Raw genomic sequence first — 21,989 nt, forward strand, 5'->3', positions numbered from 1 at the left:
AATGCCGATCATGCCCGCCTTGCAAGCGCAGGGGAGCACGCCTAGATAAGTGGAGTGATTCGGTCTGATTTCGGGTTTCCGCGACAGGCCGGCCTTTCCGGTTTGCGAGCAGGTGCGATGCGATTGTCCAGCATGGCTGACTATGCCGTTGTCATGATGTGCGCGGCCGCGCGCCATTGCGGCCGCCAAGGCGCCGATCGCCCGCTGCTGTCGGCCCAGCAGCTGGCGCTTGAAACCGGCTTGCCCGCGCCCACGGTGCAGAAGCTGGTCAGCAAGATGTCGGCCGCCGGGTTGCTCAAGGCCGTGCGCGGCGCGCGTGGCGGGTTGAAGCTGGCGCGCCCGGCCGCGGCCATCAACCTGGCCGACATCGTCGAGGCGGTGGAAGGCCCCATCGCCATGGCTGCGTGCAGTGGGCAGGGACGCGGCGATTGCACGCTGGAGGCGGCCTGCATGGTGCGACCGCACTGGCCCGCTGTCGACGCCGCCCTGCGGGCCGCGCTTTCCGGCGTCTCGCTAATGCAGCTGGCCCGTCCCGCCCCGATCCACGCGGTCTCGCATGCCGTTGCCGCCACCCCCGTTTCTGCCGAGTTGCCTGCATGACCGATGAAACAATCAACGCGCTGTCCGTGAAGGACGCTTTGCCCGTAAAAGACCAGGCCGCGCGCGATGCCGCTGCAAGAGTGACCGAATACGAGCACGGCTGGGTTGCCGATATCGAGCAGGAATATGGCCCGAAAGGCCTGTCGGAAGACACCGTCCGCTTCATTTCGGCCAAGAAGGAAGAGCCGGAATGGATGCTGGCGTGGCGGCTCAAGGCCTATCGCCACTGGCAGACCATGCCCATGCCCGACTGGGCCAGGCTGAACATCCCGCCGATCGATTATCAGGATGCCTATTACTGGGCCGCGCCCAAGAAAAAGGACGGCCCCAAGTCGCTGGACGAGGTCGATCCCGAAATCCTGCGCGTCTATGAAAAGCTGGGCATTCCGCTGGCCGAGCAGGAAGTGCTTGCCGGCGTGGAAGGCGCGCGCAAAGTGGCGGTCGATGCGGTGTTCGACAGCGTCTCGGTGGCGACCACGTTCCGCAAGGAGCTGGAAGCGGCCGGGGTCATTTTCCGCTCGATCAGCGAAGCGATCCGCGAATATCCCGATCTCGTCCGCCGCTGGCTGGGCAAAGTCGTGCCGATGCACGACAACTTCTTTGCCGCGCTCAACTGCGCGGTCTTTTCCGACGGCACGTTCGTCTACATTCCCGAAGGCGTGCGCTGCCCGATGGAGCTTTCGACCTATTTCCGCATCAATGCGGAAAATACCGGACAGTTCGAACGCACGCTGATCGTGGCCGACAAGGGCGCCTACGTCTCGTACCTTGAAGGGTGCACCGCGCCCCAGCGCGATGAGAACCAGTTGCACGCCGCGGTTGTCGAACTGGTCGCGCTCGATGATGCGGAAATCAAGTATTCCACGGTGCAGAACTGGTACCCCGGCGACGCACAGGGCAAGGGCGGCATCTACAATTTCGTCACCAAGCGCGCGCTGTGCCAGGGCGCGCGCTCCAAGGTTTCGTGGACCCAGGTGGAAACGGGGTCTGCCGTCACCTGGAAATATCCCAGCTGCGTCCTCAATGGCGAGGATTCGGTGGGCGAATTCTATTCGGTGGCGGTCACCAACAATTTCCAGCAGGCCGATACCGGCACCAAGATGATCCACAACGGCAAGCGCAGCCGATCGACCATCGTTTCCAAGGGCATCAGCGCCGGCAGGTCCAACAACACCTATCGCGGCCTCGTGCGGGTCGCCCCGCAGGCCGAAGGGGTTCGCAATTTCACCCAGTGCGACAGCCTCTTGCTGGGCGCCGATTGCGGCGCGCATACGGTGCCCTACATCGAAGTGAGAAACCCTTCGGCCACGATCGAGCACGAGGCGACGACCAGCCGGATCAGCGACGATCAGCTGTTCTATGCCATGCAGCGCGGGCTGGATCAGGAGCAGGCCGTGGCGCTTATCGTCAACGGCTTTGCCCGGGAAGTGCTGCAGCAGCTGCCCATGGAATTCGCCGTCGAAGCGCAGAAGCTGCTGGGCATCAGCCTTGAAGGTTCGGTCGGATGAGCGCGCTTGTCGCACTGATGCTGGCCACGGCGGCCGCGCCCGACAGTGCCCCGGCGCTGGCGGTGGTCCAGTCTTGCGACAAGCAGGCGATGCGGGCGCTGGTCATGCAGGAGCCGCACCGCCGCACCCAGTTCGCCGCCGCCGTCTATGCCGAGCAGCGCGCCATCGCGCAGGAGCGTGCGGCGTTGCTCGACGCGCAGATTTCCGGCAGCCCCAGCGGTGCTGCCACGACGGCCAATGCTCTCGTCCAGATCGACGCCCGGCAGAGGCAGCTGGATGACGTGAAGGCCATCGAAAAATCCTGGCGCGACCTGTTCGACGAGGTGCGCGCCGATTTTCTTGCCAATTGTTCGAGCGGAAAACGCAATGCTGACGATAAGTGATCTTTCCAATGAAATCGCCGGCAAGGCCATTCTCAAGGGCCTTTCGCTCACGATCAATGCCGGTGAAATCCACGCGATCATGGGTCCCAACGGGGCGGGCAAATCGACCCTGGCCTATACCCTGGGCGGGCGCCCCGGCTATGCCGCGACGGGAGGCAGCGTGCTGTTCGACGGGGCCGATCTGCTGGCGCTGGAACCGCACGAGCGTGCCGCAGCCGGCCTGTTCCTGGGCTTTCAGTATCCGGTGGAAATCCCCGGCGTGTCCAACGTGCAGTTCCTGCGCGAGGCGCTCAACGCGCAGCGCAGGAGCCGGGGGGAAGAGCCGCTGTCCGGCGCCGCGTTCCTGAAACTGGCGCGCGAGAAAGCCGATCTGCTGCGCATGGACATGGACATGCTCAAGCGCCCGGTGAACGTGGGCTTTTCCGGCGGCGAAAAGAAGCGCGCGGAAATGGTGCAGATGGGCATTCTCGATCCCAGGCTGGCCATTCTGGACGAGACCGACTCGGGTCTCGATATCGATGCGCTGCGCATCTGTGGCGAAGGGATCAATGCGATCATGCGGCGGCCGGACAAGGCCGTGCTGCTGATCACGCACTATCAGCGCCTGCTCGATTACGTGAAGCCCGATTTCGTCCACGTTCTGGCCGGCGGGCGCATTGTGCGCTCCGGCGGGCCGGAACTGGCGCTCGAACTTGAGCGCCATGGCTACGAGGCGGTGGCGTGATTTCGGCGGAGACTCTTTCTGCACGCCCTCTGCCCACCAGGGCCGACGAAGCGTTCCGCTATGCCGATCTGGCAGCGCTTGCCAAGCTGTGGCCCGTGCCGGCCCAGGCGTTGACGGTGGCGGCAGGCGAACGCCAGAGCCTTTCGGTTGTGCTTGCCGGCGCTGCGCCGGCTGCGCGCGACCTGACGATCACGCTGGGCGAAGGGGCGCAGATGGATTTGCGCCTGCTGAATGCGGGCGGTGCCTATGGCCGCATTGCGGTGACCGCGCGGCTGGCCCGCGGGGCACAGTTCCATCTTGGTGCGGCCCAGATCGGCGGCGGCGATCAAACGCTGGAGATCGTGACCGAGGTTGTCCATGCAGAGCCCGACGCCACGTCCAGCCAGGTGGTCCGCTCTGTCCTCGCGGGGCAGGCGACGGGCACCTACCTGGGCCGCGTGGTGGTCGATCGCGGCGCAGCGGGTACCGACGGGGAACAGTCGATCCGTGCCATGCTGCTGGGTCGCACCGCCACTGCCAATGCCCGGCCCGAACTGGAAATCTATGCCGACGACGTGAAATGCGCTCATGGCTGCGCCGTGGGCGAGCTTGACGCCCAGGGCCTGTTCTATCTGCAATCGCGCGGGCTGCCGCCGGCAGAGGCCAAGGCACTGATGCTGCAGGCCTTCATCGCCGAAGCGTTTATCGACGCGCCCGAGGAGGACGTGCTGACCCAGGCCGCGCTCCAGGCGCTGAAAGGGCTGCTGTGACGATCGCTGTGCCCCACACTCTTGCCCCTTCCACCCTTACCCCGGCCGCCGATTGGCCGGGCCTCGTCAATCCCGACGGTACGCGCTGGCACTATCTCGATACCGGGGCCACCGCGCAAAAGCCGCAGATGGTGATCGACGCCATGACGCGCGCCATTGGCGTGGATTATGCCACGGTCCATCGCGGGGTCTATACGCGGTCGGCGAAAATGACGCTGGGCTTTGAAGCCGCGCGGGGCAAAGTGGCGGCGTTTCTGGGCGCGGGAGAGGGGGAGATCGTCTTTACCCGCGGCGCGACCGAAGCGATAAACCTGGTGGCGCAGACCTGGGGGCTGGCCAATCTCAAGGCTGGCGACCGGGTGCTGCTTTCCACGCTCGAGCACCATTCCAACATCGTGCCCTGGCAATTGCTGGCGCAGCGCATCGGTATTGTCATCGATGTCTGCCCGCTGACTGCCGATGGCCGGATCGATCTCGATGCAGCCCAGGCCATGCTGACCCCGGCGCACAAGCTGGTGGCGCTGGCGCATGTGTCCAACGTGCTGGGCAGCGTGCTCGATGTGCCGCGCGCAGTGGCATTGGCGCGCGGCGTGGGTGCCCGGATCCTGCTCGACGGCTGCCAGGCTGTGGCGCGCCTGCCGGTCGACGTGAAAGCGCTCGGTGTCGATTTCTACGTCTTTTCCGGGCACAAGCTCTATGGGCCGACCGGCATCGGCGCGCTTTATGCGCGGGCTGACATTCTCGATGCGATGCCGCCATGGCAGGGCGGCGGGGCGATGATCGATCGCGTCAGCTTTGCCGGCACCACGTTTGCCCCCCCGCCGCAGCGGTTCGAGGCCGGTACGCCGGCGATCGTCGAGGCGATCGGGCTGGGCGTGGCGATCGATTATGTCGGGAAAGTAGGCCTTGCGGCCATCCATGCGCATGAAGCCGCGCTGGTGCAGGCCACGCGCGACGCGCTGCGCCGCATCAACGCGGTACGCCTGTTCGGACCCGAAGCAGCCGCCGGTATCGTCAGCTTCGTGATCGAAGGCGTGCATCCTCACGACCTTGGCACCATTCTGGACGAGGAAAACGTGGCGATCCGCGCCGGCCATCACTGCGCCCAGCCTTTGATGGAACATCTGGGCGTGCCGGCCACCGCCCGCGCCAGCTTTGGCATCTATAGCGACGAAAGCGATGTCGCCGCGCTGGTGCGCGGCATCGAACGAACCTTGAGGATATTCGGATGAGCGCCGAAACACCCCGCTTCACGATCGAGGAAGTCGACGCGGTGAACCCGCCGCGCCGCGCGCTGGTCGATGATATCCCCCCGCCGCCGGCGCCGCCAGCGGAGCGCAAGCGCGACTATCTGGCCGGCTTCCTGGCGGAAAAACCGCAGGACGTGACACCGGGCGAGCCGGGCGGCGAAATCTATGACGGGGTAATCGCCGCGTTGCGCGACATTTTCGATCCCGAAATCCCGGTCAACATCTATGACCTGGGCCTGATCTATGGCGTCGATGTTTCGGAAGACGGGCATGTGGCGGTGACCATGACGCTGACGACCCCGCATTGCCCCGTGGCCGAATCGATGCCGGGCGAAGTGGAATTGCGGGTGAGCGCGGTTCCCGGCGTGCGCGATGCCGAAGTGACCCTGGTGTGGGACCCGCCGTGGGACCCGCAGAAAATGAGCGACGATGCCAAGCTCGAACTCGGGATGCTGTAAGCCATGACTCAGACCACCACCCGCACCCGCCAGCGCCCCGCAGCCGTTCTGCTGACCCCGGCAGCCGAAGCGCGCATTGCCGCGCTGATGGCCACCGCGCCGGCCGGGGCCATCGGGGTCAAGCTTTCCACCCCGCGCCGGGGCTGCTCGGGCCTTGCCTATTCGGTGGACTATGTGGACCAGGCCGACGCGGCGGACGAGCGCATCGAAACGCCCGGTGGCATCTTTTTCATCGACGGCGCATCGGTGCTTTATCTGGTGGGCAGCACGATGGACTGGGTGGAAGACGATTTTCAGGCCGGTTTCGTGTTCGCCAATCCCAATGCCAAGGGCACTTGCGGCTGCGGGGAAAGCTTCACGATCTAAACGGTGGCCGGCAGGTGGCCCGGCCGATCAGCCCGGGATGGAGGCACGCGCGTCCGCGCCATCGCCCTGGGGTGCGGCCAGGATATCCTTGACCAGCGCGCCCTTGGCAACGGTTTTGGTCTGCGGATCGCCTACCGTGCTGCGGATGCCCGCGGCCGACGCGCCGGCCTTGCCCAGCGTATCGGTTTCCACCGCGCTGCGCGGCGCCGGGCCGCCGAACAAGGCATCGAGGGCCTGGCGCGACGAATCGACATCCTGCGGCCGCGGCGCGCCGGGATTGGGCGGGGTCAGTGCGAAATCGGGCGGCACGACCAGCGGCGCCTGCCGGCTGACGGCGAATTCGTCGGGACGCACGCGATTGAACAGCGAACTGTTCGAACTGCACGCAGCCAGAAGGCTCCCGGCCGAAACGAGAAAGGCAAGGGCGGCGGCTTTGCGCATTACTTAAATCTCCGTGGGGCTGGGGCTGCCCGAAGCGGGCTTTTCGCGCGAAAACAGCGAACGGGCAAGCAGGATCACGACACCGAGCGAGATTGCCACATCGGCCAGGTTGAAAATCAGGAAAGGCCGGAATTCCCCGAAATGGAGATCGGCATAATCGATCACATAGCCACGGGTGAACCGGTCATAAATGTTGCCCATGGCCCCGCCCAGCACCAGCGCCAGACCAGCCAGCTCGCCCATCGCCTTTTCGCGCAGCATCCAGACCACCACGCCGAGCGCGATCAGTCCGGTCAGCGCCAGCAGCGCAAGCTTGCCTTCGCTGGAATCGGCGCTGAACAGGCCGAGCGAAACGCCCAGGTTCTGAGTCCAGCGCAAGCTGAAAAAGCTGGTCACGTAAACAGCGCCCTGTTCGGGCAATGCCAGCGGCCCGGCAACCCAGGTCTTGACCGCGCGGTCGATTGCGAACGTGACGAAAGCCAAGGCAAAGCCAGCCAGGCGGTTGCGCGTCAGCAGGCTCACGCGGCGGCTCCGTCAAGCGTCGCCACCACGCTTTCGCAGCGGTTGCACAGCGCACCGTCCTCGGGCACGTCGGGCAGGTGGCGCCAGCAACGGCCACATTTGTGATCGTCCGTCCGGGCGACGGACAGGCCTTCCCCACGCGAAACCGCCGCACTGATGAACAGTTCGGCCAGGCCCCCTTCGGCATCGGGCGCATCGACCGGTACGGTCACGGCTGCTTCCAGCCCGGAACCCAGCACCTTGTCGCGGCGCAGCGGCTCGATCGCCTCGTTCACCCGGTCACGCAGCGCACGCAGGCTGTCCCACTGCGCCAGATCCGCTTCCACCGCCGGCAATACCGGCCATTCCAGCAGATGGACCGACGCGCCGGGATAGCGGCTTTGCCATACCTCCTCGGCGGTGAAGACCAGCACCGGCGCGCCATAGCGCACCAGGGCGTGGAACAGCGTATCAAGCACGGTGCGATAGGCGCGGCGTTTCGGATCGGCCGGTGCGTCGCAATAGAGGCAGTCCTTGCGGATATCGAAGAAGAAGGCCGAGAGGTCTTCGTTGCAGAATTCGGTCAGGGCGCGGACATAAGTGTTGAAGTCATAGTCCGCCACGGCGCGGGCCAGCGTCGCATCCAGCGTGCCAAGCCGGGCCAGCATGTAACGCTCCAGCGCGGGCATGGCCTCGGGCGCAACGCGCTCGTCCTCGGCAAACCCGTCAAGCGCGCCCAGCAGATAGCGATAGGTATTGCGCAGCTTGCGATACTGGTCGGCCACCCCGGCCAGGATTTCCTTGCCGATGCGGTGATCCTCGGTGAAATCGACCGACAAGGCCCACAGGCGCAGGATATCGGCACCGTAATCGCGCATCAGATCGAGCGGGCTGACCGTGTTGCCCAGGGACTTGGACATCTTGAGGCCCTTGGCGTCCATGGTGAAGCCATGCGTCAACACGGCGTCATAGGGCGCGCGGCCGCGCGTGGCGCAGCTTTCCAGCAGCGAGGACTGGAACCAGCCGCGATGCTGGTCGCTGCCTTCCAGGTAAAGGTCGGCGGGCCAGCGCAGTTCCGGCCAGCGCCCCGATTCCAGCACGAAGGCATGGGTGGAACCGGAATCGAACCAGACGTCGAGAATGTCGGTGACGCGCTCGTAATCCTCGGCCCTGTAGTTGGAGCCGAGATAGTTCTGGGCGCGCTCGTCATCCCAGGCATCCACGCCTTCGGCCATCACACCGGCGATGATGCGGGCGTTGACTTCGGGATCAGCCAGATACGCGCCGGTCTGGCGGTTGACGAACAGGGTGATCGGCACGCCCCAGGCGCGCTGGCGCGACAGCACCCAGTCGGGCCGCCCTTCGACCATGGCGCCGATGCGGTTGCGGCCCTTTTCGGGCACGAAGCGCGTGGCGGCGATCGCGGCCAGGGCCTTTTCGCGCAAAGTGCCGTCATCGCCTGCCCGGTCCATCGGCACGAACCACTGCGGGGTGCAACGATAGATGACCTTGGCTTTCGATCGCCAGGAATGCGGGTAGGAATGCCGATAGTCCGCGCTTGCCGCCAGCAATGCGCCTGCCTCGGCCAGCGCCGTGCAGATCGGCCCCTCTGGCGCGTTGAACCTGGGGTTGATCACGCTGCCCTGGCCGGCCAGCCAGCCCCAGTCGTCGCGATAGCGGCCATCGGCCGTCACGGCGAACTTGGGCTCGATGCCATGCGCCTTGCACAGCTCGAAATCGTCCTCGCCGTGGTCGGGCGCCATGTGCACCAGGCCCGTGCCCGAATCGGTGGTGACGAAATCGCCAGCCAGCAGCGGGCGCGGTTCGGCAAAGAAACCGCCCAGCGCGTGCATCGGGTGGCGGGCCACGGTGCCGGCGAGATCTGCGCCTTTGCCCTGCCAACGCGCTTTGCCCACTAGCTTGGTGCGCAGTTTGAAATCTTCAATCAATTTTTCGGAAACAAGAAATTTCTTGCCGACGGTCGTCTGATACTGATCGAAGGGATAATCAGGGAGTGCTGATCCAGCTTCGATTGTTTGAGGGACGATGATGCTAAGCGCTTCGAATAGGACGTAATCCACCTCAGGCCCATAGGCGAGCGCCTGGTTCACCGGGATCGTCCAGGGCGTGGTCGTCCAGATCACCGCATAGGAACCCTTGAGCGCCTCGATCGGCGAATCCACGATCTCGAACGCCACGTCGATCTGCGTGGAAACGATATCCTCATATTCCACTTCGGCTTCGGCCAGCGCGGTCTTTTCCACCGGGCTCCACATCACCGGCTTGGCGCCGCGATAGAGCTGGCCGCTTTCGGCGAATTTCAGCAGTTCGCCCACGATCGTCGCTTCGGCCTGGAAATCCATGGTCAGGTAGGGCCGGCTCCAGGCGGCGTTGATGCCCAGGCGCTGCAACTGCGCGCGCTGCACATCCACCCATTTCTGGGCATAGGCGCGGCATTCGGCGCGGAATTCGCGTGGAGGAACCTCGTCCTTGTTCTTCTTTTTCTTGCGATACTCTTCCTCGACCTTCCACTCGATGGGCAGACCGTGGCAATCCCACCCCGGAACATAGGGTGCATCCTTGCCCAGCAGAGTCTGGGTGCGCACCACCATGTCCTTGAGAATGTGATTCAGCGCATGGCCGATGTGCATGTCGCCATTGGCATAGGGCGGGCCATCGTGAAGGATGAATTTTTCACGGCCTGCGCGCGCGGCGCGCAGCTGGCCATAGACGTCTTCTTCCTGCCAGCGCGCGAGAATGACCGGCTCCTTCTGCGGGAGGCCGGCTTTCATGGGGAAATCGGTCTTCGGCAGGAAGACGGTGTCTCGATAGTCGCGCTTGTCGGTCATGATCGGCGGGCCTTAGCGATCTGCGCAGATTCCTGCAAACGCCGGATGCAGGCAAATGCCGGGGGCTGCTCGCCGGGCATCGTCATGCAACGTAGCGCCGGAGTTGATCCGGGGTCCCGCTCGATGGCTGGCGCTGTGCGCTTGAAGAAGCGGGGACCCGGGGTGGGGCCAAGGCTGACAAGGCTTCGCTACGGCGTCTTTTCGTCGCGATCCTGCGCAGCCAGGGCTTCGGCGTTGGTGCGCGCGTCCATGCCGGGATGCAGCGCGGGGCCGATGGTCCAGAAATTGTCGATCAGCACGGCGCCGTGGAACGTGGCGGGCACGTCGGGCAGTTCCCGCACGTGGCGCAGGCCGGTCCCCAGCCCGTCCCCGGCGCCGCTTTCGCCGGCAACGACCATGATCTTGCCGCCCGCATCCTCCATCCGCCGCTGCACGCGGTCGGGCCAGCCCCACAGGGTGAAAACCCCGCCAGGAAAGCCGTCGCCCAGGGCGGCGATCATCGTCGTGCCCCGGCAGCTTGCCGGAACCACCGAGGTCCAGCCTTTCCAGCGATAGTCGCTGGCGCAGGTGCGGCCCCGTGCGGGGTCGATGGTCCAGGCGCCAGGCAATGCCCGGTTCACCGCCGCCGCCACCGCGGCATTGCCGACAAAGCCTTCGCCCAGCGCCCGCGCATCGTGGCCGGCCCGGGCCAGCGACGTGATCAGCAGCGGGACCGCAGCAGGGTCGTTGCCCGGAAAGCGATAGAGGAAGCGGCCCATCGGATTGGCCGCCAGAATTTCGTCGAGCGAGGGAATGAGGCCCACCCCTTTGCTGCGCAGCGGGAAGGTCTTGCCACCATCGGCGCTGTAGCCGTGGCCGGCATCGAGCCGGGCAAGCTGCGCCATCGTCTTTTGCGCAACCGGGCCGGTCGCCTCGGTGCGGCAGCCAAGATCGGCATCGGGATAGAGCGCCAGCTGGTTGTCGGCCGTGCGCACCACGTCGATCGCCACGTAATCGGCGCCCATGCGCCGCGCCGTGAAGACCGCGCGCGCGGTGTCTTCGAGAATGGCATGAAGCGGGGGCAGGATGGCGCGCGCCGGGCAGGGCGCGCTGCGTCCGCCGGGCTGGTAATCCTGGGCGATGCCGCCATTGGCAACCAGGCGCGGCCGCCCGGGCGGCGCGGTGACCAGCCAGCTGGCGTTCACGAACGTCAGCACCAGGAACGCCAGAGCACCGGTAAACAGGATGCCCCGCAACCAGATCATGCCGCCGTGCCGGCCGCAAGGCGCCGTGCGGCACCAGTGGGAAGCGAAGCGATCATGCGCTTTCCAGCAATCGCCGCGCTTCCAGGCAATCCCGCGCCATCTGCGCCACCAGCGCGTCAAGGCTGTCGAACTTGGCCTCGGGACGCAGGAAATGGTGAAAGCTCACTTCGATTTCCTGGCCATAGAGATCGCCGGTGAAATCGAAGAAGTGCGGCTCCAGCAGCTCCTTGGGCGGATCGAAAGTAGGGCGGATGCCCACATTGGCCGCGCCCAGCAGTTCGGTCCCGTCATTCAGCAGGCGCCCTTTGACGGCATAGATGCCATAGGCCGGGCGCAGGTACTTGCCCATGGCAAGGTTTGCCGTGGGGAAATTGATCGTGCGGCCCACTTTGTCACCATGCTGGACCACGCCGCGAATGGCAAAGGGGCGAGTCAGCAGCGTAGCGGCGGTGGCGCAATCGCCGGCCTTGAGCGCCTCGCGCACGCGGCTGGACGAAACCACCGCACCATCGTGCATGACCGGCCCCACCGCCCGCGCGGCCAGGCCAAGCGTCTGGCCCAGGTCCTGCAGCACGATCACGTTGCCGCCGCGCTGCTTGCCAAAGGTGAAATCCTCGCCCGTCACCACGCCCGCCGCGCCGATGCGGTCCAGCATCACGTCGGTGACGAACGCCGCGGCCGAAGTCTGCGCCAGAGCGGCATCGAATTCGAACACCAGCATGGCATCTGCCCCGGCTGCGGCAAACAGTTCCTGCCGCTGGTCGAGCGAGGTCAGGCGGAACGGCGGCGCCTTGGGATCGAAATAGCTGACCGGGTGGGGATCGAGCGTGGCGATCATCACCAACCGTCCCTCGGTGCGCGCCCAGCGCACCGCCTCGGCCACCACGGCCTGGTGCCCCCGGTGGAACCCGTCGAAATTTCCGAGCGCCACGATGGCGCCCCGCCAGTTTTCGGGCACGCGGTCCCGTGCATAGAGCCGGATCATGGCTGGCTGCTTTCTTTCTGAGGATGCGCCTGTTCAAGGGTGACGAACGTGTAGGCGGGATGGTCTGCCCCGGCAGGATGGGTCTGCCGGGCGGTTTCGCGCCATTGCGGGCCAGGATAGGGCATCGTGGTATCGCCGGCAAAGCGGGCATGAACCTGGGTCAGCTCGCACCGCGCGGCGTGCGGCGCGAACAGAGCCAGCACTTCGGCCCCGCCGATTACCGCCGCTTCGGGCGCGGTGGCCACGGCGGCCAGCGCGTCCTCCACGCTGTGCACCACCTCTGCCCCCGGTGCGGTCCAGCCGCGGTCGCGGGTCAGCACCACGTGGCGGCGGCCGGGCAGAAGGCCGGGCAGGGATTGGAACGTCTTGCGCCCCATGATCATCGGTTTGCCCATGGTCAGCGCTTTGAACCGCTTGAGATCGGCGGGAATGTGCCAGGGCAGCCGGCCCCGTCCGTCGACCGTTTCGCCGATGGTGCCGTCATCGGCGCGGGCGACGATCAGGAACAGCGCGGCGCCCATTCCTAGCGCACCAACCGCGTGACATGGCCCATCTTGCGCCCGGCACGCGCCTGCGCCTTGCCATAGAGGTGCAGGTGGCTGGCGGGATCGGCCATCAGATCCCGCCAGGCGTCGGCCGCATGGCCGATGAGATTGTCCATGACCGCACCCGCGGAGACCAGGTCGGTGCAGCCGAGCGGCAGGCCCAGAATGGCGCGCACGTGATTCTCGAATTGGCTGGCAATGGCCCCTTCGATGCTCCAGTGCCCGGAATTGTGCACGCGGGGCGCCATTTCGTTGAACACCGGACCATGGGGCGTGGCAAAGAATTCCAGCGTCAATACGCCCACGTAATCGAGCGCCTGCGCGACTTTTTCGGCAAGCGCGCGCGCGGCTGGCACTTGCGCGATGATTTCGGCCGGGGCAGGCACGGTGGAGCGGGACAGGATGCCTCCCTCGTGCTCGTTCCGCGCCGAATCCCAGAAGCGCACGGTGCCGTCCTGCCCGCGCACCAGGATTACCGAGAACTCGCCGAAAAACGAAACCAGGCCTTCATAGATCAGCGGCACCGCCGGCAGAGCGAGGCCGTCCACGCCGTCGGCTGCGGCGATGCGCCACTGGCCCTTGCCGTCATAACCGTCGCGCCGGGTCTTGAGAATGCCAGGCGCGCCGATCGTGGCGATGGCGCGGGCCAGGTCCTGCGGCCCGTCAACCGGCATCCAGGGTGCCGGCCGGCCGCCCAGCGCTTCGACGAAGGATTTCTCGCTGACCCGGTCCTGCGCGACTTCCAGCGCGCGCGCTGGCGGGAACAGCGGCGCGTGGCTGGCCAGGGCGGCAAGCGGCGCCGCGGCGACATTCTCGAACTCATAGGTGACGACGGCCACTTGCGCGGCAAAGGCGGCGAGCGCGGCGTCATCGTCATAGGCGCCTTCGGTATAGCGCGCGCTGACCTGCGCGGCGACCGAGGCTTCGCGCGGTTCGGGCGCATAGACATGGGCGCGATAGCCCAGTTGGGCCGCGGCAAGCGCCATCATCCGGCCAAGCTGTCCGCCGCCCAGGATGCCGATAGTGGCGCCCGGCGCGATCGCGGTCATTGCGGCCGCTCGGCCACGGCATCCGTCTGCGCCTCGCGAAAGGCGATCAGCCGTTCGGCCAGGGCAGCGTCGCCGATGGCCAGGATCGATGCGGCCAGGATGCCTGCATTGGTGGCGCCTGCCGTTCCGATCGCCAGAGTGCCGACCGGAATGCCGCCCGGCATCTGGACGATCGACAACAGGCTGTCCATGCCTTTGAGCGCCTTGGATTCCACGGGAACGCCCAGCACCGGCAGGTGGGTCATGGCCGCCACCATGCCGGGCAGATGCGCCGCGCCGCCCGCGCCGGCGATGATCACTTTGAACCCGGCGCTGTGCGCGGTCCTGGCAAAGTCCACCAGCCGGTCGGGCGTGCGGTGGGCCGAAACGATGCGGCATTCGTGGCCCACGCCCAGCTTTTCCAGCACGGCGGCGGCGTTGCGCATGGTTTCCCAGTCTGACTGGCTGCCCATGATGATAGCGACATGCGCCTTGGGCAGCGGTCTCTCACTCATTCCGATCCCCTCGATCCGGCACGGACATTTTCAGCGTTCGGACAGGTAATAGCGTTCCAGTTCGGCCAGGCCTTCGTCCAGTTCATAGACGATGGGCTGCCCGGTCGGAATTTCAAGGCCGGTGATAGCGGCGTCCGATATGCCCGAAAGGTGCTTGACCAAGGCCCGCAGCGAATTGCCATGGGCCGAAACGATCACCGTCTCCCCGGCCTTGAGCGCGGGCGCGATCAGCGCGTCATAGGCCGGCAGCACCCGGGCAATGGTGTCCTTGAGGCTTTCGGTCGCCGGCACGGCAATCCCGGCATAGCGTGGATCGCCGGCCAGATCGAACGCGCTGCCGGCCTCCAGCACCGGGGGCGGCACGTCGAAGCTGCGGCGCCACACCTTGACCTGCTCGTCGCCATGCTTGGCAGCCGTCTCGGCCTTGTCCAGCCCGGTAAGGCCGCCATAATGGCGCTCGTTCAGGCGCCAGTCCTTGGTTTCGGGTATCCACAGGCGCCCGGCCGCTTCCAGCGCCAGATGCAGCGTCTTGATCGCGCGGGTCTGCAGCGAGGTGAAGGCCACGGTGGGCAGCAAGCCCTTGTCTTTCAGCAGCCGGCCGGCGGCCACGGCCTCGGCCGCACCCTTTTCGGTCACATCCACGTCCCACCAGCCGGTAAAGCGGTTTTCCAGGTTCCATTGCGATTGGCCGTGACGAATCAGGATCAGACGGGGCATCGAGGCATCCTGCTGCAAGAACGGATAGGAAAGCGGCCACTAGCGGGCCAGTGCCGTTTTGAAAAGCGGCTCGGGCTCTAAGCCCCGGGTTCGCGCGGGTTCACGACGGGATCGGCCGCCGCCCCGCCTACGGCCACCTCCCCCGCTTCGGCCCTGGCCCCGGCCGTGCCCCCGGCCGCCGCCAGCGCGCGCGCCTGGGCTTTGCGACGACGCAGATTTTCCCGCAGACGCTCGGCCAGGCGTGCCTCGCGGCTGAGAGTCGGCGGTTGCGGCGACGAAGGGGGCAATGGCGATCCGGTCATGGCCAGGCTTCTTGCCGCGGGAATTTTTTGTCGGCAAGCCCGCTTGACTTTGCCCAGGCCTGCGGCCAATAGCGCGCCTCCACCGGCGGGCACCTGCCGCCGGGCAAAGCCGGCTGCCAAGCGCCCCGGCTTTCGCGGAAATGGTGTGCTGCTGTAGCTCAGTGGTAGAGCGCATCCTTGGTAAGGCTGAGGTCGGGAGTTCAATCCTCCCCAGCAGCACCATTTCCATGCTGGGCAATACGCCGGCCCCAATCACGCATGCAGACCGGCCCATTCGGGGTGCCGGCGGAACTGCGCGGCAACATAGCTGCAGGCTGGTACGATCTTCCATCCCCGTTCGCGCGCGTCGGCAATCAGCGCCTCGACCAGGCGTGCAGCCACGCCGCGTCCGCTGATCGCGGTGGGCACCAGAGTATGATCGGCCACGACCACGCCGGGCGCCGCTTCGCGCCAGGTAAGCACCCCTTGCGCGGTGGCGTCGGCAATGGTCGCGCGATAGGCGCCGTGGCTGCCGTTGTCTTCGTGAGTGATCGAAACGGTGTCGGTCACGCTGCTTCTCCCGCTGGCCACCGGCACGGGGTGGCTTGACCGCAGAACGCCTTCCCGGCCATGTCGGTTTCCATGCACTTTTTCTCCGACAATGCCGCCAGCGTCCATCCTCATGTGTGGGCGGCGATGCGGGCTGCCGATGCGCCCGATTTTCCCTATGACGCCGATGCGCAGAGCCGCGCGCTGGACGAGGCGTTTACCGCACTGTTCGAGACGCCTTGCACGGCCCTGTGGGTGGCGACGGGCACGGCGGCCAACTGCCTGGCGCTGAGCGCGATGGTGCCGCCGCATGGCGGGGTGGTCTGTCACCGCGAGGCGCATATCGAAACGGACGAAGGCGGCGCGCCGGGTTTTTTCCTGCATGGCGCCAAGTTGATCCTGGCCCAGGGGGAAGGCGCGCTGCTGACCCCGGACAGCATTGCGGCGGCGATCGATCCGATCGGTCCCGGAGTTCACCAGGTGCAACCCCATGCCGTCTCGATCACCCAGGCCAGTGAATATGGACGCGCCTATCGCCCGCACGACGTGGCCGCGATCGGATCGCTGGCACGCCAGCGTGGTCTTCTGCTGCATATGGATGGCGCGCGCTTTGCCAACGCCGTGGCTTTTCTCGATTGCCACCCGGCGGCGCTGACCGCGCGGGCCGGAGTCGATGCGCTGAGCTTCGGCTTCATCAAGAACGGGGGGCTGGGGGCAGAAGCGGTTGTGCTGTTCGATCAGGATCTTGCCGACGTGATCCGTTTTCGCCGCAAGCGCGCGGGGCACCTGCAATCCAAGGGCCGCTATCTGGCGGCACAGATCCTGGCCATGCTGAAGGACGATCTGTGGCTGGCCAACGCCCGGGCCGCCAATGCCGCCGCATGCGAACTCGCCGATGCCTGCGCCGGGCGGCTGCTGCACGTGGTCGAGGCCAACGAAGTCTTCGCGATCTTGTCGGATGCGGAAAAGACCGCACTGCGCGGCGCCGGGTTCGATTTCTACGATTGGCCGGCCCCCGCGGGCACGCCGGGCGCGGCGCGGCTGGTCACGGCTTGGAACAGCGACCCGGCGCACGTTTCCGCGTTGGCGCGCGCGATTCGCGGCTTATGAGCGCCGAAGCGCCGGAAACCCTGTGGCGGCCGGGCGTCGTCGCGCCGTTCCTGGCGGTCGCGCTGATCTGGGGTTCCACCTGGTTGGTGATCAAGGGCCAGGCCGGCACGGTGCCGCCGGCCTGGTCGGTCTGTTACCGTTTTGCCATATCGGCAGCGGGGATGTTCGCGCTGGTGTTCCTGCGCCGTGAGCGGCCCGTGCTCGATCGCCAGGGCTGGCTTCTGGCAGCGGGCATCGGCCTGTTTCATTTCACGCTCAACTATCAGTTCCTCTATCCGGCCGAACAACATCTCACTTCCGGACTGGTGGCAGTGCTCTATGCCTTGTTGATGGTGCCCAATGCCGTGCTGGCGCGGCTGTTCCTGGGGCAGCGGGTGGCACGTGGCTTCTGGGCCGGATCGTCGGTGGCGCTGGGGGGCATTGCCCTGCTGTTGTGGCACGAGATACGCGTGGCGCCCGTCACCAACGCCCCTTGGCTCGGCATTGGGCTGGTGACCGTCTCGATCCTCGGCGCGTCGGTCGCGAATGTCATGCAGGCTTCGGGCGCGGCGCGGGAGCGGCCGATACTGCCGATCCTTGCCTGGGCCATGGCGATCGGCACGCTGGCTGACGGCATGATCGCCCTGGCGCTGTCGGGGCCGCCGGTGATCGACCGCAACTGGCCCTACGTTTCAGGCGTGCTCTATCTCAGCCTCGTGGGGTCGGTGATCACGTTCCCGCTCTATTTCCAGTTGCTGAAGGACATGGGCGCGGGCCGGGCCGCCTATAACGGGGTGCTGGTGCCGGTGGTGGCCATGGCGCTGTCCACCGTGTTCGAGGGCTATCGCTGGTCGTTGCTGGCCGTGGCGGGGTCTGCGCTGGCCATGTTGGGCCTGGTCATGGCGCTCAAGGCGCGCAATCCTTCGCGATACGTGGGGTAGAGCGGCCGCCAGACCAGCACGCGCCGCGCCTTGCCCGCCGCCACGCGGCGGCTTTCCGCATAGAAGCCCCGCGCCACGGGGGATAGCCCGGCCTCGTCCGCCGTCTGCAGGGGCGGAAGGGGCAGACCGGTGAGCCGCGCGGCTTCCTCCACCACCGCGTTCTGGCTGGCGGGTTCCTCGTCGGCCAGGTTGTAGATGCCGGGCGGGGCGGAAAAGGCGGCCATGGTCGCGCCGGCAATGTCGTCCACATGGATGCGGCTGAACACCTGGCCGGGTGCGACGATGCGATGGGCCGTGCCATCGCGCAGCCGGTCGATCACGCTGCGCCCCGGGCCATAGATGCCGGGCAGGCGCAGAATGCGCACCGCGGGGGACAGCGCCTGCCAGGCCAGATCCGCCGCAACCCGCGCGGAACGGCGACCGCCGCCGATAGGCGCGGTCTCGTCCACCCAGGCGCCGCGAGCATCGCCGTAGACCCCGGTCGAGGACCAGTAGCCCAGCCATGCTTCCTCCAAGCCACGCAGCGCGGTGCCATAGGCATCGAGCACCGGATCGCCGCTTTCCCGTACCGGCGGCACCGAAGACAGCACGTGGCTGGCACGCGCCAGCGCGGCGTGAACGGCGGCGCGATCGGCAAAATCGATCGTTCCGGCCCGCCCGGTCCCTTCCACCTGCCAACCGCGCGCGCGCAGGGCACGGGCCAGGACCTGCGCGGCATAGCCCATGCCAAAGACGAAGGCGCGGCCTGCCTCGCCTCGTTCATCGTCGCGATCCGGGTGCCTGCTGCTCTGGCGCGTGTCCATGGGCACAGGCAATTATCCGCTGTTTCGCATTTGCTCAATTGCCCCGCCGCGTCCGGCTTCCTAAGTCTGGGGAATGAAAGACCCCGCCACCCAGCCGCCCGTCGTGATCCATCGCGCCGACTATCGCCCGCCTGCCTGGCTGGTGCCCGATATCGCGCTCGATTTCCTGCTCGATCCCACGGCAACGCAGGTGACGGCAACGCTCGACGTCGAACGCAATCCCGTGGTTGGAGAGGCGGGCGGCCCCTTGCGGCTCAATGGCGATGGCCTGGCGGCGCAAAGCGTCGCCGTCGATGGCGAACCTTGCCATGCCTGGTCGATGGATGGCGATGATCTGGTGATCGATCTGCCGGGCGGCGCGCACCAGGTGACGATCGAAACCACGATCAATCCTGTTGCCAATACCCAGCTTTCCGGCCTCTATGCCTCGGGCGGGCTGCTGTGCACCCAGTGCGAGGCCGAGGGCTTTCGCCGTATCACGTTCTTTCCTGACCGGCCGGATGTCCTCAGCCGCTATACGGTAACGCTCACGGCCGACAAGGCCGCGTTCCCGGTGCTTCTGTCCAACGGTAATCCGATGGACAGCGGCGAGGAGGACGATGGCACTCACTGGGCGGTCTGGCACGATCCCTGGCCCAAGCCGTCGTACCTCTTTGCCCTGGTGGCCGGCGATCTGGTGGCCACGCGCGATACGTTCACCACCGCATCGGGCCGCAAGGTGGATCTGGCGATCTGGGTCCGCCCCGGGGACGAAACCCGCACGGCCCACGCCATGCGCTCGCTGATCGCGTCGATGGCATGGGACGAGACAGCCTATGGCCGCGAATACGATCTGGATCTGTTCAACATCGTGGCGGTCTCCGATTTCAACTCGGGCGCGATGGAGAACAAGGGGCTGACGATCTTCAACAGCCGCTATGTCCTGGCCGATCCCGAAACCGCCACCGATGCGGATTACGACAACGTGGAAGGCGTGGTGGCGCACGAATACTTCCACAACTGGTCGGGCAATCGCGTCACCTGCCGCGACTGGTTCCAGCTTTCCCTGAAGGAAGGCTTCACCGTGCTGCGCGACCAGCAGTTCTCGGCCGATCACGGATCGGCCCCGGTCAAACGGATCGAGGACGTGCGCGTTCTGCGCAGCGCCCAGTTTTCCGAGGACTCAGGGCCGCTGGCCCATCCCATCCGGCCGGATTCCTATCAGGAAATCAACAATTTCTACACGGCCACCGTCTATAACAAGGGTGCCGAGGTGATCCGGATGATGACCGTGCTGGCCGGGCCGGAACGGTTCCGCAAGGGCACCGATCTCTATTTCGACCGGCACGACGGTGAGGCGGCGACGTGCGAGGATTTCATCAAGGCCATCGAAGACGGCGCCGGGCTCGATCTCACTCAGTTCCGCCGCTGGTACGAGCAGGCCGGCACTCCGCAGGTCGACGTGACGATGACTCACGATGCCGCCACCGGCACGGTGACGCTGGCCTTGCGGCAGACGGTGCCACCCACGCCGGGCCAGCCGGAAAAGCAGCCCATGGTGATCCCGCTGCGCACGGCCCTGTTCGATCGCGCCAGCGGCCGCCACGCCGGCGAACACCTGATCGTGCTGACGCAGGCCGCGCAGCAGTTCACGTTCGAGGGCCATGCCCGCGCGCCGGTGCTTTCGCTCAACCGCGGCTTTTCCGCGCCGGTGACGATCAATGCGCTGCAAAGCGTGGAAGACCTGGTGTTCCTGGCGGCGCACGATGACGATGCCTTTGCCCGCTACGAAGCGATGCAGCAACTGGTGGTGCAGCATCTGGTTGCGGCGGTGGAAGGGCGGCTCGACGATGCCGCGCGCGATGCCGGCCGCGTGGCCATCGGCGGCGCGCTGAGGGCTGTTCTGGCCGATCGCGGGCTCGACGATCTCATGCGGGGCGAGCTGGTCATGCTTCCCGGCGCGGCCTATGTCGCCGAGCAGATCGATCAGGCCGATCCGGCCCGCGTCCATGCCGAGCGGGAGTCCCTGAAGGCCTGGCTGGGCCGAGAACTGGGCCAGGCCTGGCGCGATCTGCACGATCGTTGCAGCGCGGTGCCCTATGGTCTTGATGCCGCCGCGCGCGGTGCGCGCAAGCTGAAGACCCAGGCTCTCGTCTATCTGGCGGCGGCAGACTCGGTGGAGGCCGGGCGTCGTGCCAAGGCGCAATACGACGCCGCCGACAACATGACCGATCGCCAGGGTGCGCTGATGGTGCTGTGCGGGCTCGATCTGCCAGAGCGCGACGAAGCCCTGGCGAACTTTCGTGCCCGGTTTGCCGAAAACCGCCTGGTGATCGACAAATGGTTTTCGCTCCAGGCCGGATCGCTGCACCCCGATGTGCTCGATCATGTGCGCGCACTGGCGCAACATCCCGATTTCACTCTGACCAATCCCAACCGCGTGCGCGCGCTCTATATGGCCTTTGCTGCCAATTCCCATGCGTTCCACACCGCCGATGGCGCCGGCTATCGCCTGATCGCCGATCTGATTCTGGCCCTGGATCCGATCAACGGCAACGTCGCCGCGCGCTTCGTTGCCCCGCTGGGCCGCTGGCGCCGGATCGAACCGGCCCGCGCCGCGCTGATGCGGGCAGAACTGGAGCGCATTGCCGCCGCGCCCCGTCTGTCGCGTGACGTGCGCGAGCAGGTCGGCAAGAGCCTGGAAGGATGAGCGCGCCGGGCATGGCGGTGGAGGTGCTGACGCATCCCGCCCTGGCCGGGGTGGCGCATGGCTTTCTGGGCCGTCGCGGCGGGGTTTCCGCCGGCATTCACGCCGGCCTCAACGTGGGCTGGGGCAGCGAGGACGATCCGGCCGCCACGGCCGAAAACCGCCACCGCGCGGTGGCGGCCGTGCTGCCCGGTGCCACGCTGGTTTGCGCCTATCAGGTGCATTCGCCCGATGTCGTGACGGTTTCCCGGCCGTGGGATGAAGCCGATCGCCCGCGTGCCGATGCCCTGGTGACCGATCAGCCGGGGCTGCTTCTAGGCATTCTGACCGCCGATTGCGCGCCGGTGCTGTTTCACGATCCCCACGCGGGCGTGATCGGCGCGGCCCATGCCGGCTGGCGCGGCGCCATCGATGGGGTGACCGACCGCACGGTGGAGGCGATGGAAGCGCTGGGCGCCAATCGCGCTGCGATCGCGGCCGTGGTGGGGCCGTGCATCGGCCAGAAAAGCTATGAAGTGGATAGCGCGTTCGAAGCCCGCTTCGTGCAACAGGCGGCCGAGAACGCGCGCTTCTTCAAGGCGGGGCGTGCCGGCCACGCCTGGTTCGATCTGCCTGGCTATGTCGCGCAGCGGCTTCACGCGTTCGGTGTCGGCGTGGTGGGCATGCTGGACGAAGACACCTATGCCCAGCCCGACCGCTTTTTCTCGTTCCGCCGTGCCACCCATGCCGGCGAGCCGGGCTATGGCCGCGAAATCTCGCTGATCGGCCTGCGCTAGC

General features: G+C 66.5%; 24 protein-coding genes and 1 tRNA gene. 13 read left to right on the forward strand and 12 right to left on the reverse strand.

Going from position 1 to position 21,989, the window contains the following annotated elements; all coding sequences use genetic code 11:
• Positions 1-117 precede the first annotated feature (117 nt).
• The 8 genes from AC3EDY_RS07700 to AC3EDY_RS07735 are packed head-to-tail and all read left to right on the forward strand — an operon-like array spanning position 118 to position 6,038.
• Positions 118-600: an RrF2 family transcriptional regulator gene (locus AC3EDY_RS07700; protein WP_488571903.1), complete on the forward strand. Its 483-nt coding sequence runs from the start codon at positions 118-120 to the stop codon at positions 598-600.
• Positions 597-2,108 (forward strand): Fe-S cluster assembly protein SufB, encoded by a 1,512-nt coding sequence (sufB, locus tag AC3EDY_RS07705; RefSeq protein WP_488571904.1) that lies wholly within the window; start codon positions 597-599, stop codon positions 2,106-2,108. Before AC3EDY_RS07700 ends, sufB begins: the two co-directional genes overlap by 4 nt.
• Positions 2,105-2,491, forward strand: coding sequence for a hypothetical protein (locus tag AC3EDY_RS07710; protein ID WP_488571905.1), 387 nt, complete (start codon positions 2,105-2,107; stop codon positions 2,489-2,491). Before sufB ends, AC3EDY_RS07710 begins: the two co-directional genes overlap by 4 nt.
• The gene (gene sufC / locus AC3EDY_RS07715; RefSeq protein WP_488571906.1) at positions 2,475-3,215 is read left to right on the forward strand and encodes a Fe-S cluster assembly ATPase SufC; all 741 of its coding nucleotides are present in this window, start codon (positions 2,475-2,477) and stop codon (positions 3,213-3,215) included. Before AC3EDY_RS07710 ends, sufC begins: the two co-directional genes overlap by 17 nt.
• Positions 3,212-3,964, forward strand: a complete 753-nt coding sequence (locus AC3EDY_RS07720; protein WP_488571907.1) for a SufD family Fe-S cluster assembly protein — start codon at positions 3,212-3,214, stop codon at positions 3,962-3,964. The genes sufC and AC3EDY_RS07720 overlap by 4 nt, the downstream gene beginning before the upstream one ends.
• Entirely contained in the window at positions 3,961-5,196 is a 1,236-nt protein-coding gene (locus AC3EDY_RS07725; protein ID WP_488571908.1) for a cysteine desulfurase, read from the forward strand. The genes AC3EDY_RS07720 and AC3EDY_RS07725 overlap by 4 nt, the downstream gene beginning before the upstream one ends.
• Complete coding sequence (locus tag AC3EDY_RS07730) at positions 5,193-5,672, forward strand: SUF system Fe-S cluster assembly protein (protein WP_488571909.1); 480 nt, start codon at positions 5,193-5,195, stop codon at positions 5,670-5,672. Before AC3EDY_RS07725 ends, AC3EDY_RS07730 begins: the two co-directional genes overlap by 4 nt.
• A gap of 3 nt (positions 5,673-5,675) precedes the next feature.
• Entirely contained in the window at positions 5,676-6,038 is a 363-nt protein-coding gene (locus AC3EDY_RS07735) for a HesB/IscA family protein (protein WP_488571910.1), read from the forward strand.
• A 27-nt stretch (positions 6,039-6,065) separates the two neighbouring features.
• On the opposite strand, the gene AC3EDY_RS07740 is transcribed toward AC3EDY_RS07735, so the two are convergent.
• The 10 genes from AC3EDY_RS07740 to AC3EDY_RS07785 form a co-directional block, all read right to left on the reverse strand.
• Complete coding sequence (locus AC3EDY_RS07740) at positions 6,066-6,479, reverse strand: DUF3035 domain-containing protein (protein ID WP_488571911.1); 414 nt, start codon at positions 6,477-6,479, stop codon at positions 6,066-6,068.
• 3 nt (positions 6,480-6,482) lie between these two features.
• Positions 6,483-6,995 carry a signal peptidase II gene (lspA, locus tag AC3EDY_RS07745; protein WP_488572103.1) on the reverse strand — a complete coding sequence of 171 codons (513 nt, stop codon included), beginning with the start codon at positions 6,993-6,995 and terminating at the stop codon, positions 6,483-6,485.
• Positions 6,996-6,997: 2 nt separating this feature from the next.
• Complete coding sequence (gene ileS / locus AC3EDY_RS07750; RefSeq protein ID WP_488571912.1) at positions 6,998-9,829, reverse strand: isoleucine--tRNA ligase; 2,832 nt, start codon at positions 9,827-9,829, stop codon at positions 6,998-7,000.
• Positions 9,830-10,017: 188 nt separating this feature from the next.
• Positions 10,018-11,073 (reverse strand): glycerophosphodiester phosphodiesterase family protein, encoded by a 1,056-nt coding sequence (locus AC3EDY_RS07755; RefSeq protein WP_488571913.1) that lies wholly within the window; start codon positions 11,071-11,073, stop codon positions 10,018-10,020.
• Positions 11,074-11,125: 52 nt separating this feature from the next.
• On the reverse strand, positions 11,126-12,058 hold the full coding sequence (locus AC3EDY_RS07760) for a bifunctional riboflavin kinase/FAD synthetase (protein WP_488571914.1): 933 nt from the start codon (positions 12,056-12,058) through the stop codon (positions 11,126-11,128).
• Positions 12,055-12,579 (reverse strand): dihydrofolate reductase, encoded by a 525-nt coding sequence (locus AC3EDY_RS07765; RefSeq protein ID WP_488571915.1) that lies wholly within the window; start codon positions 12,577-12,579, stop codon positions 12,055-12,057. Before AC3EDY_RS07765 ends, AC3EDY_RS07760 begins: the two co-directional genes overlap by 4 nt.
• Positions 12,580-12,581: 2 nt before the next feature.
• Positions 12,582-13,652: a 5-(carboxyamino)imidazole ribonucleotide synthase gene (locus AC3EDY_RS07770; protein ID WP_488571916.1), complete on the reverse strand. Its 1,071-nt coding sequence runs from the start codon at positions 13,650-13,652 to the stop codon at positions 12,582-12,584.
• A complete protein-coding gene (gene purE / locus AC3EDY_RS07775) occupies positions 13,649-14,146 on the reverse strand; it encodes a 5-(carboxyamino)imidazole ribonucleotide mutase (RefSeq protein WP_488571917.1) in 498 nt (165 codons plus the stop codon). Before purE ends, AC3EDY_RS07770 begins: the two co-directional genes overlap by 4 nt.
• Before the next feature lie 30 nt (positions 14,147-14,176).
• Positions 14,177-14,863 (reverse strand): 2,3-diphosphoglycerate-dependent phosphoglycerate mutase, encoded by a 687-nt coding sequence (gpmA, locus tag AC3EDY_RS07780; protein WP_488571918.1) that lies wholly within the window; start codon positions 14,861-14,863, stop codon positions 14,177-14,179.
• A gap of 77 nt (positions 14,864-14,940) precedes the next feature.
• Entirely contained in the window at positions 14,941-15,165 is a 225-nt protein-coding gene (locus AC3EDY_RS07785; protein WP_488571919.1) for a hypothetical protein, read from the reverse strand.
• 147 nt (positions 15,166-15,312) lie between these two features.
• Here AC3EDY_RS07785 and AC3EDY_RS07790 point away from each other — a divergent pair.
• Positions 15,313-15,387: transfer RNA gene (locus tag AC3EDY_RS07790), tRNA-Thr, on the forward strand.
• Positions 15,388-15,417: 30 nt separating this feature from the next.
• Here the strand turns inward: AC3EDY_RS07790 and AC3EDY_RS07795 are convergent.
• Positions 15,418-15,714, reverse strand: a complete 297-nt coding sequence (locus AC3EDY_RS07795; protein WP_488571920.1) for a GNAT family N-acetyltransferase — start codon at positions 15,712-15,714, stop codon at positions 15,418-15,420.
• Positions 15,715-15,786: 72 nt separating this feature from the next.
• Between AC3EDY_RS07795 and AC3EDY_RS07800 the strand changes: the two genes are divergently transcribed.
• Positions 15,787-16,803, forward strand: coding sequence for a threonine aldolase family protein (locus AC3EDY_RS07800; RefSeq protein WP_488571921.1), 1,017 nt, complete (start codon positions 15,787-15,789; stop codon positions 16,801-16,803).
• Positions 16,800-17,723, forward strand: coding sequence for a DMT family transporter (locus AC3EDY_RS07805; protein ID WP_488571922.1), 924 nt, complete (start codon positions 16,800-16,802; stop codon positions 17,721-17,723). Before AC3EDY_RS07800 ends, AC3EDY_RS07805 begins: the two co-directional genes overlap by 4 nt.
• Here AC3EDY_RS07805 and AC3EDY_RS07810 read toward each other — a convergent pair.
• Complete coding sequence (locus tag AC3EDY_RS07810) at positions 17,624-18,526, reverse strand: Rossmann-fold NAD(P)-binding domain-containing protein (protein ID WP_488571923.1); 903 nt, start codon at positions 18,524-18,526, stop codon at positions 17,624-17,626. The two genes, AC3EDY_RS07805 and AC3EDY_RS07810, sit on opposite strands and share 100 nt — an antisense overlap.
• 73 nt (positions 18,527-18,599) lie before the next feature.
• Between AC3EDY_RS07810 and pepN the strand changes: the two genes are divergently transcribed.
• Together pepN and pgeF are read left to right on the forward strand one after the other, a co-directional pair.
• Positions 18,600-21,215 carry an aminopeptidase N gene (gene pepN / locus AC3EDY_RS07815; RefSeq protein ID WP_488571924.1) on the forward strand — a complete coding sequence of 872 codons (2,616 nt, stop codon included), beginning with the start codon at positions 18,600-18,602 and terminating at the stop codon, positions 21,213-21,215.
• Positions 21,212-21,988, forward strand: coding sequence for a peptidoglycan editing factor PgeF (pgeF, locus tag AC3EDY_RS07820; RefSeq protein WP_488571925.1), 777 nt, complete (start codon positions 21,212-21,214; stop codon positions 21,986-21,988). Before pepN ends, pgeF begins: the two co-directional genes overlap by 4 nt.
• Position 21,989 lies beyond the last annotated feature (1 nt).

The organism is Novosphingobium sp. DS6-6 (genome assembly GCF_057784975.1).

Coding starts and splice junctions, on each gene's coding strand:
- AC3EDY_RS07700 (WP_488571903.1), top strand. CDS start 118: ATGCGATTGTCCAGCATGGCTGACTATGCCGTTGTCATGATGTGCGCG.
- AC3EDY_RS07735 (WP_488571910.1), top strand. CDS start 5,676: ATGACTCAGACCACCACCCGCACCCGCCAGCGCCCCGCAGCCGTTCTG.
- sufC (WP_488571906.1), top strand. CDS start 2,475: ATGCTGACGATAAGTGATCTTTCCAATGAAATCGCCGGCAAGGCCATT.
- AC3EDY_RS07710 (WP_488571905.1), top strand. CDS start 2,105: ATGAGCGCGCTTGTCGCACTGATGCTGGCCACGGCGGCCGCGCCCGAC.
- AC3EDY_RS07770 (WP_488571916.1), bottom strand. CDS start 13,652: ATGACCGCGATCGCGCCGGGCGCCACTATCGGCATCCTGGGCGGCGGA.
- pepN (WP_488571924.1), top strand. CDS start 18,600: ATGAAAGACCCCGCCACCCAGCCGCCCGTCGTGATCCATCGCGCCGAC.
- purE (WP_488571917.1), bottom strand. CDS start 14,146: ATGAGTGAGAGACCGCTGCCCAAGGCGCATGTCGCTATCATCATGGGC.
- sufB (WP_488571904.1), top strand. CDS start 597: ATGACCGATGAAACAATCAACGCGCTGTCCGTGAAGGACGCTTTGCCC.
- gpmA (WP_488571918.1), bottom strand. CDS start 14,863: ATGCCCCGTCTGATCCTGATTCGTCACGGCCAATCGCAATGGAACCTG.
- AC3EDY_RS07765 (WP_488571915.1), bottom strand. CDS start 12,579: ATGGGCGCCGCGCTGTTCCTGATCGTCGCCCGCGCCGATGACGGCACC.
- ileS (WP_488571912.1), bottom strand. CDS start 9,829: ATGACCGACAAGCGCGACTATCGAGACACCGTCTTCCTGCCGAAGACC.
- AC3EDY_RS07740 (WP_488571911.1), bottom strand. CDS start 6,479: ATGCGCAAAGCCGCCGCCCTTGCCTTTCTCGTTTCGGCCGGGAGCCTT.
- pgeF (WP_488571925.1), top strand. CDS start 21,212: ATGAGCGCGCCGGGCATGGCGGTGGAGGTGCTGACGCATCCCGCCCTG.
- AC3EDY_RS07755 (WP_488571913.1), bottom strand. CDS start 11,073: ATGATCTGGTTGCGGGGCATCCTGTTTACCGGTGCTCTGGCGTTCCTG.
- AC3EDY_RS07785 (WP_488571919.1), bottom strand. CDS start 15,165: ATGACCGGATCGCCATTGCCCCCTTCGTCGCCGCAACCGCCGACTCTC.
- AC3EDY_RS07730 (WP_488571909.1), top strand. CDS start 5,193: ATGAGCGCCGAAACACCCCGCTTCACGATCGAGGAAGTCGACGCGGTG.
- AC3EDY_RS07810 (WP_488571923.1), bottom strand. CDS start 18,526: ATGGACACGCGCCAGAGCAGCAGGCACCCGGATCGCGACGATGAACGA.
- AC3EDY_RS07805 (WP_488571922.1), top strand. CDS start 16,800: ATGAGCGCCGAAGCGCCGGAAACCCTGTGGCGGCCGGGCGTCGTCGCG.
- AC3EDY_RS07800 (WP_488571921.1), top strand. CDS start 15,787: ATGCACTTTTTCTCCGACAATGCCGCCAGCGTCCATCCTCATGTGTGG.
- AC3EDY_RS07760 (WP_488571914.1), bottom strand. CDS start 12,058: ATGATCCGGCTCTATGCACGGGACCGCGTGCCCGAAAACTGGCGGGGC.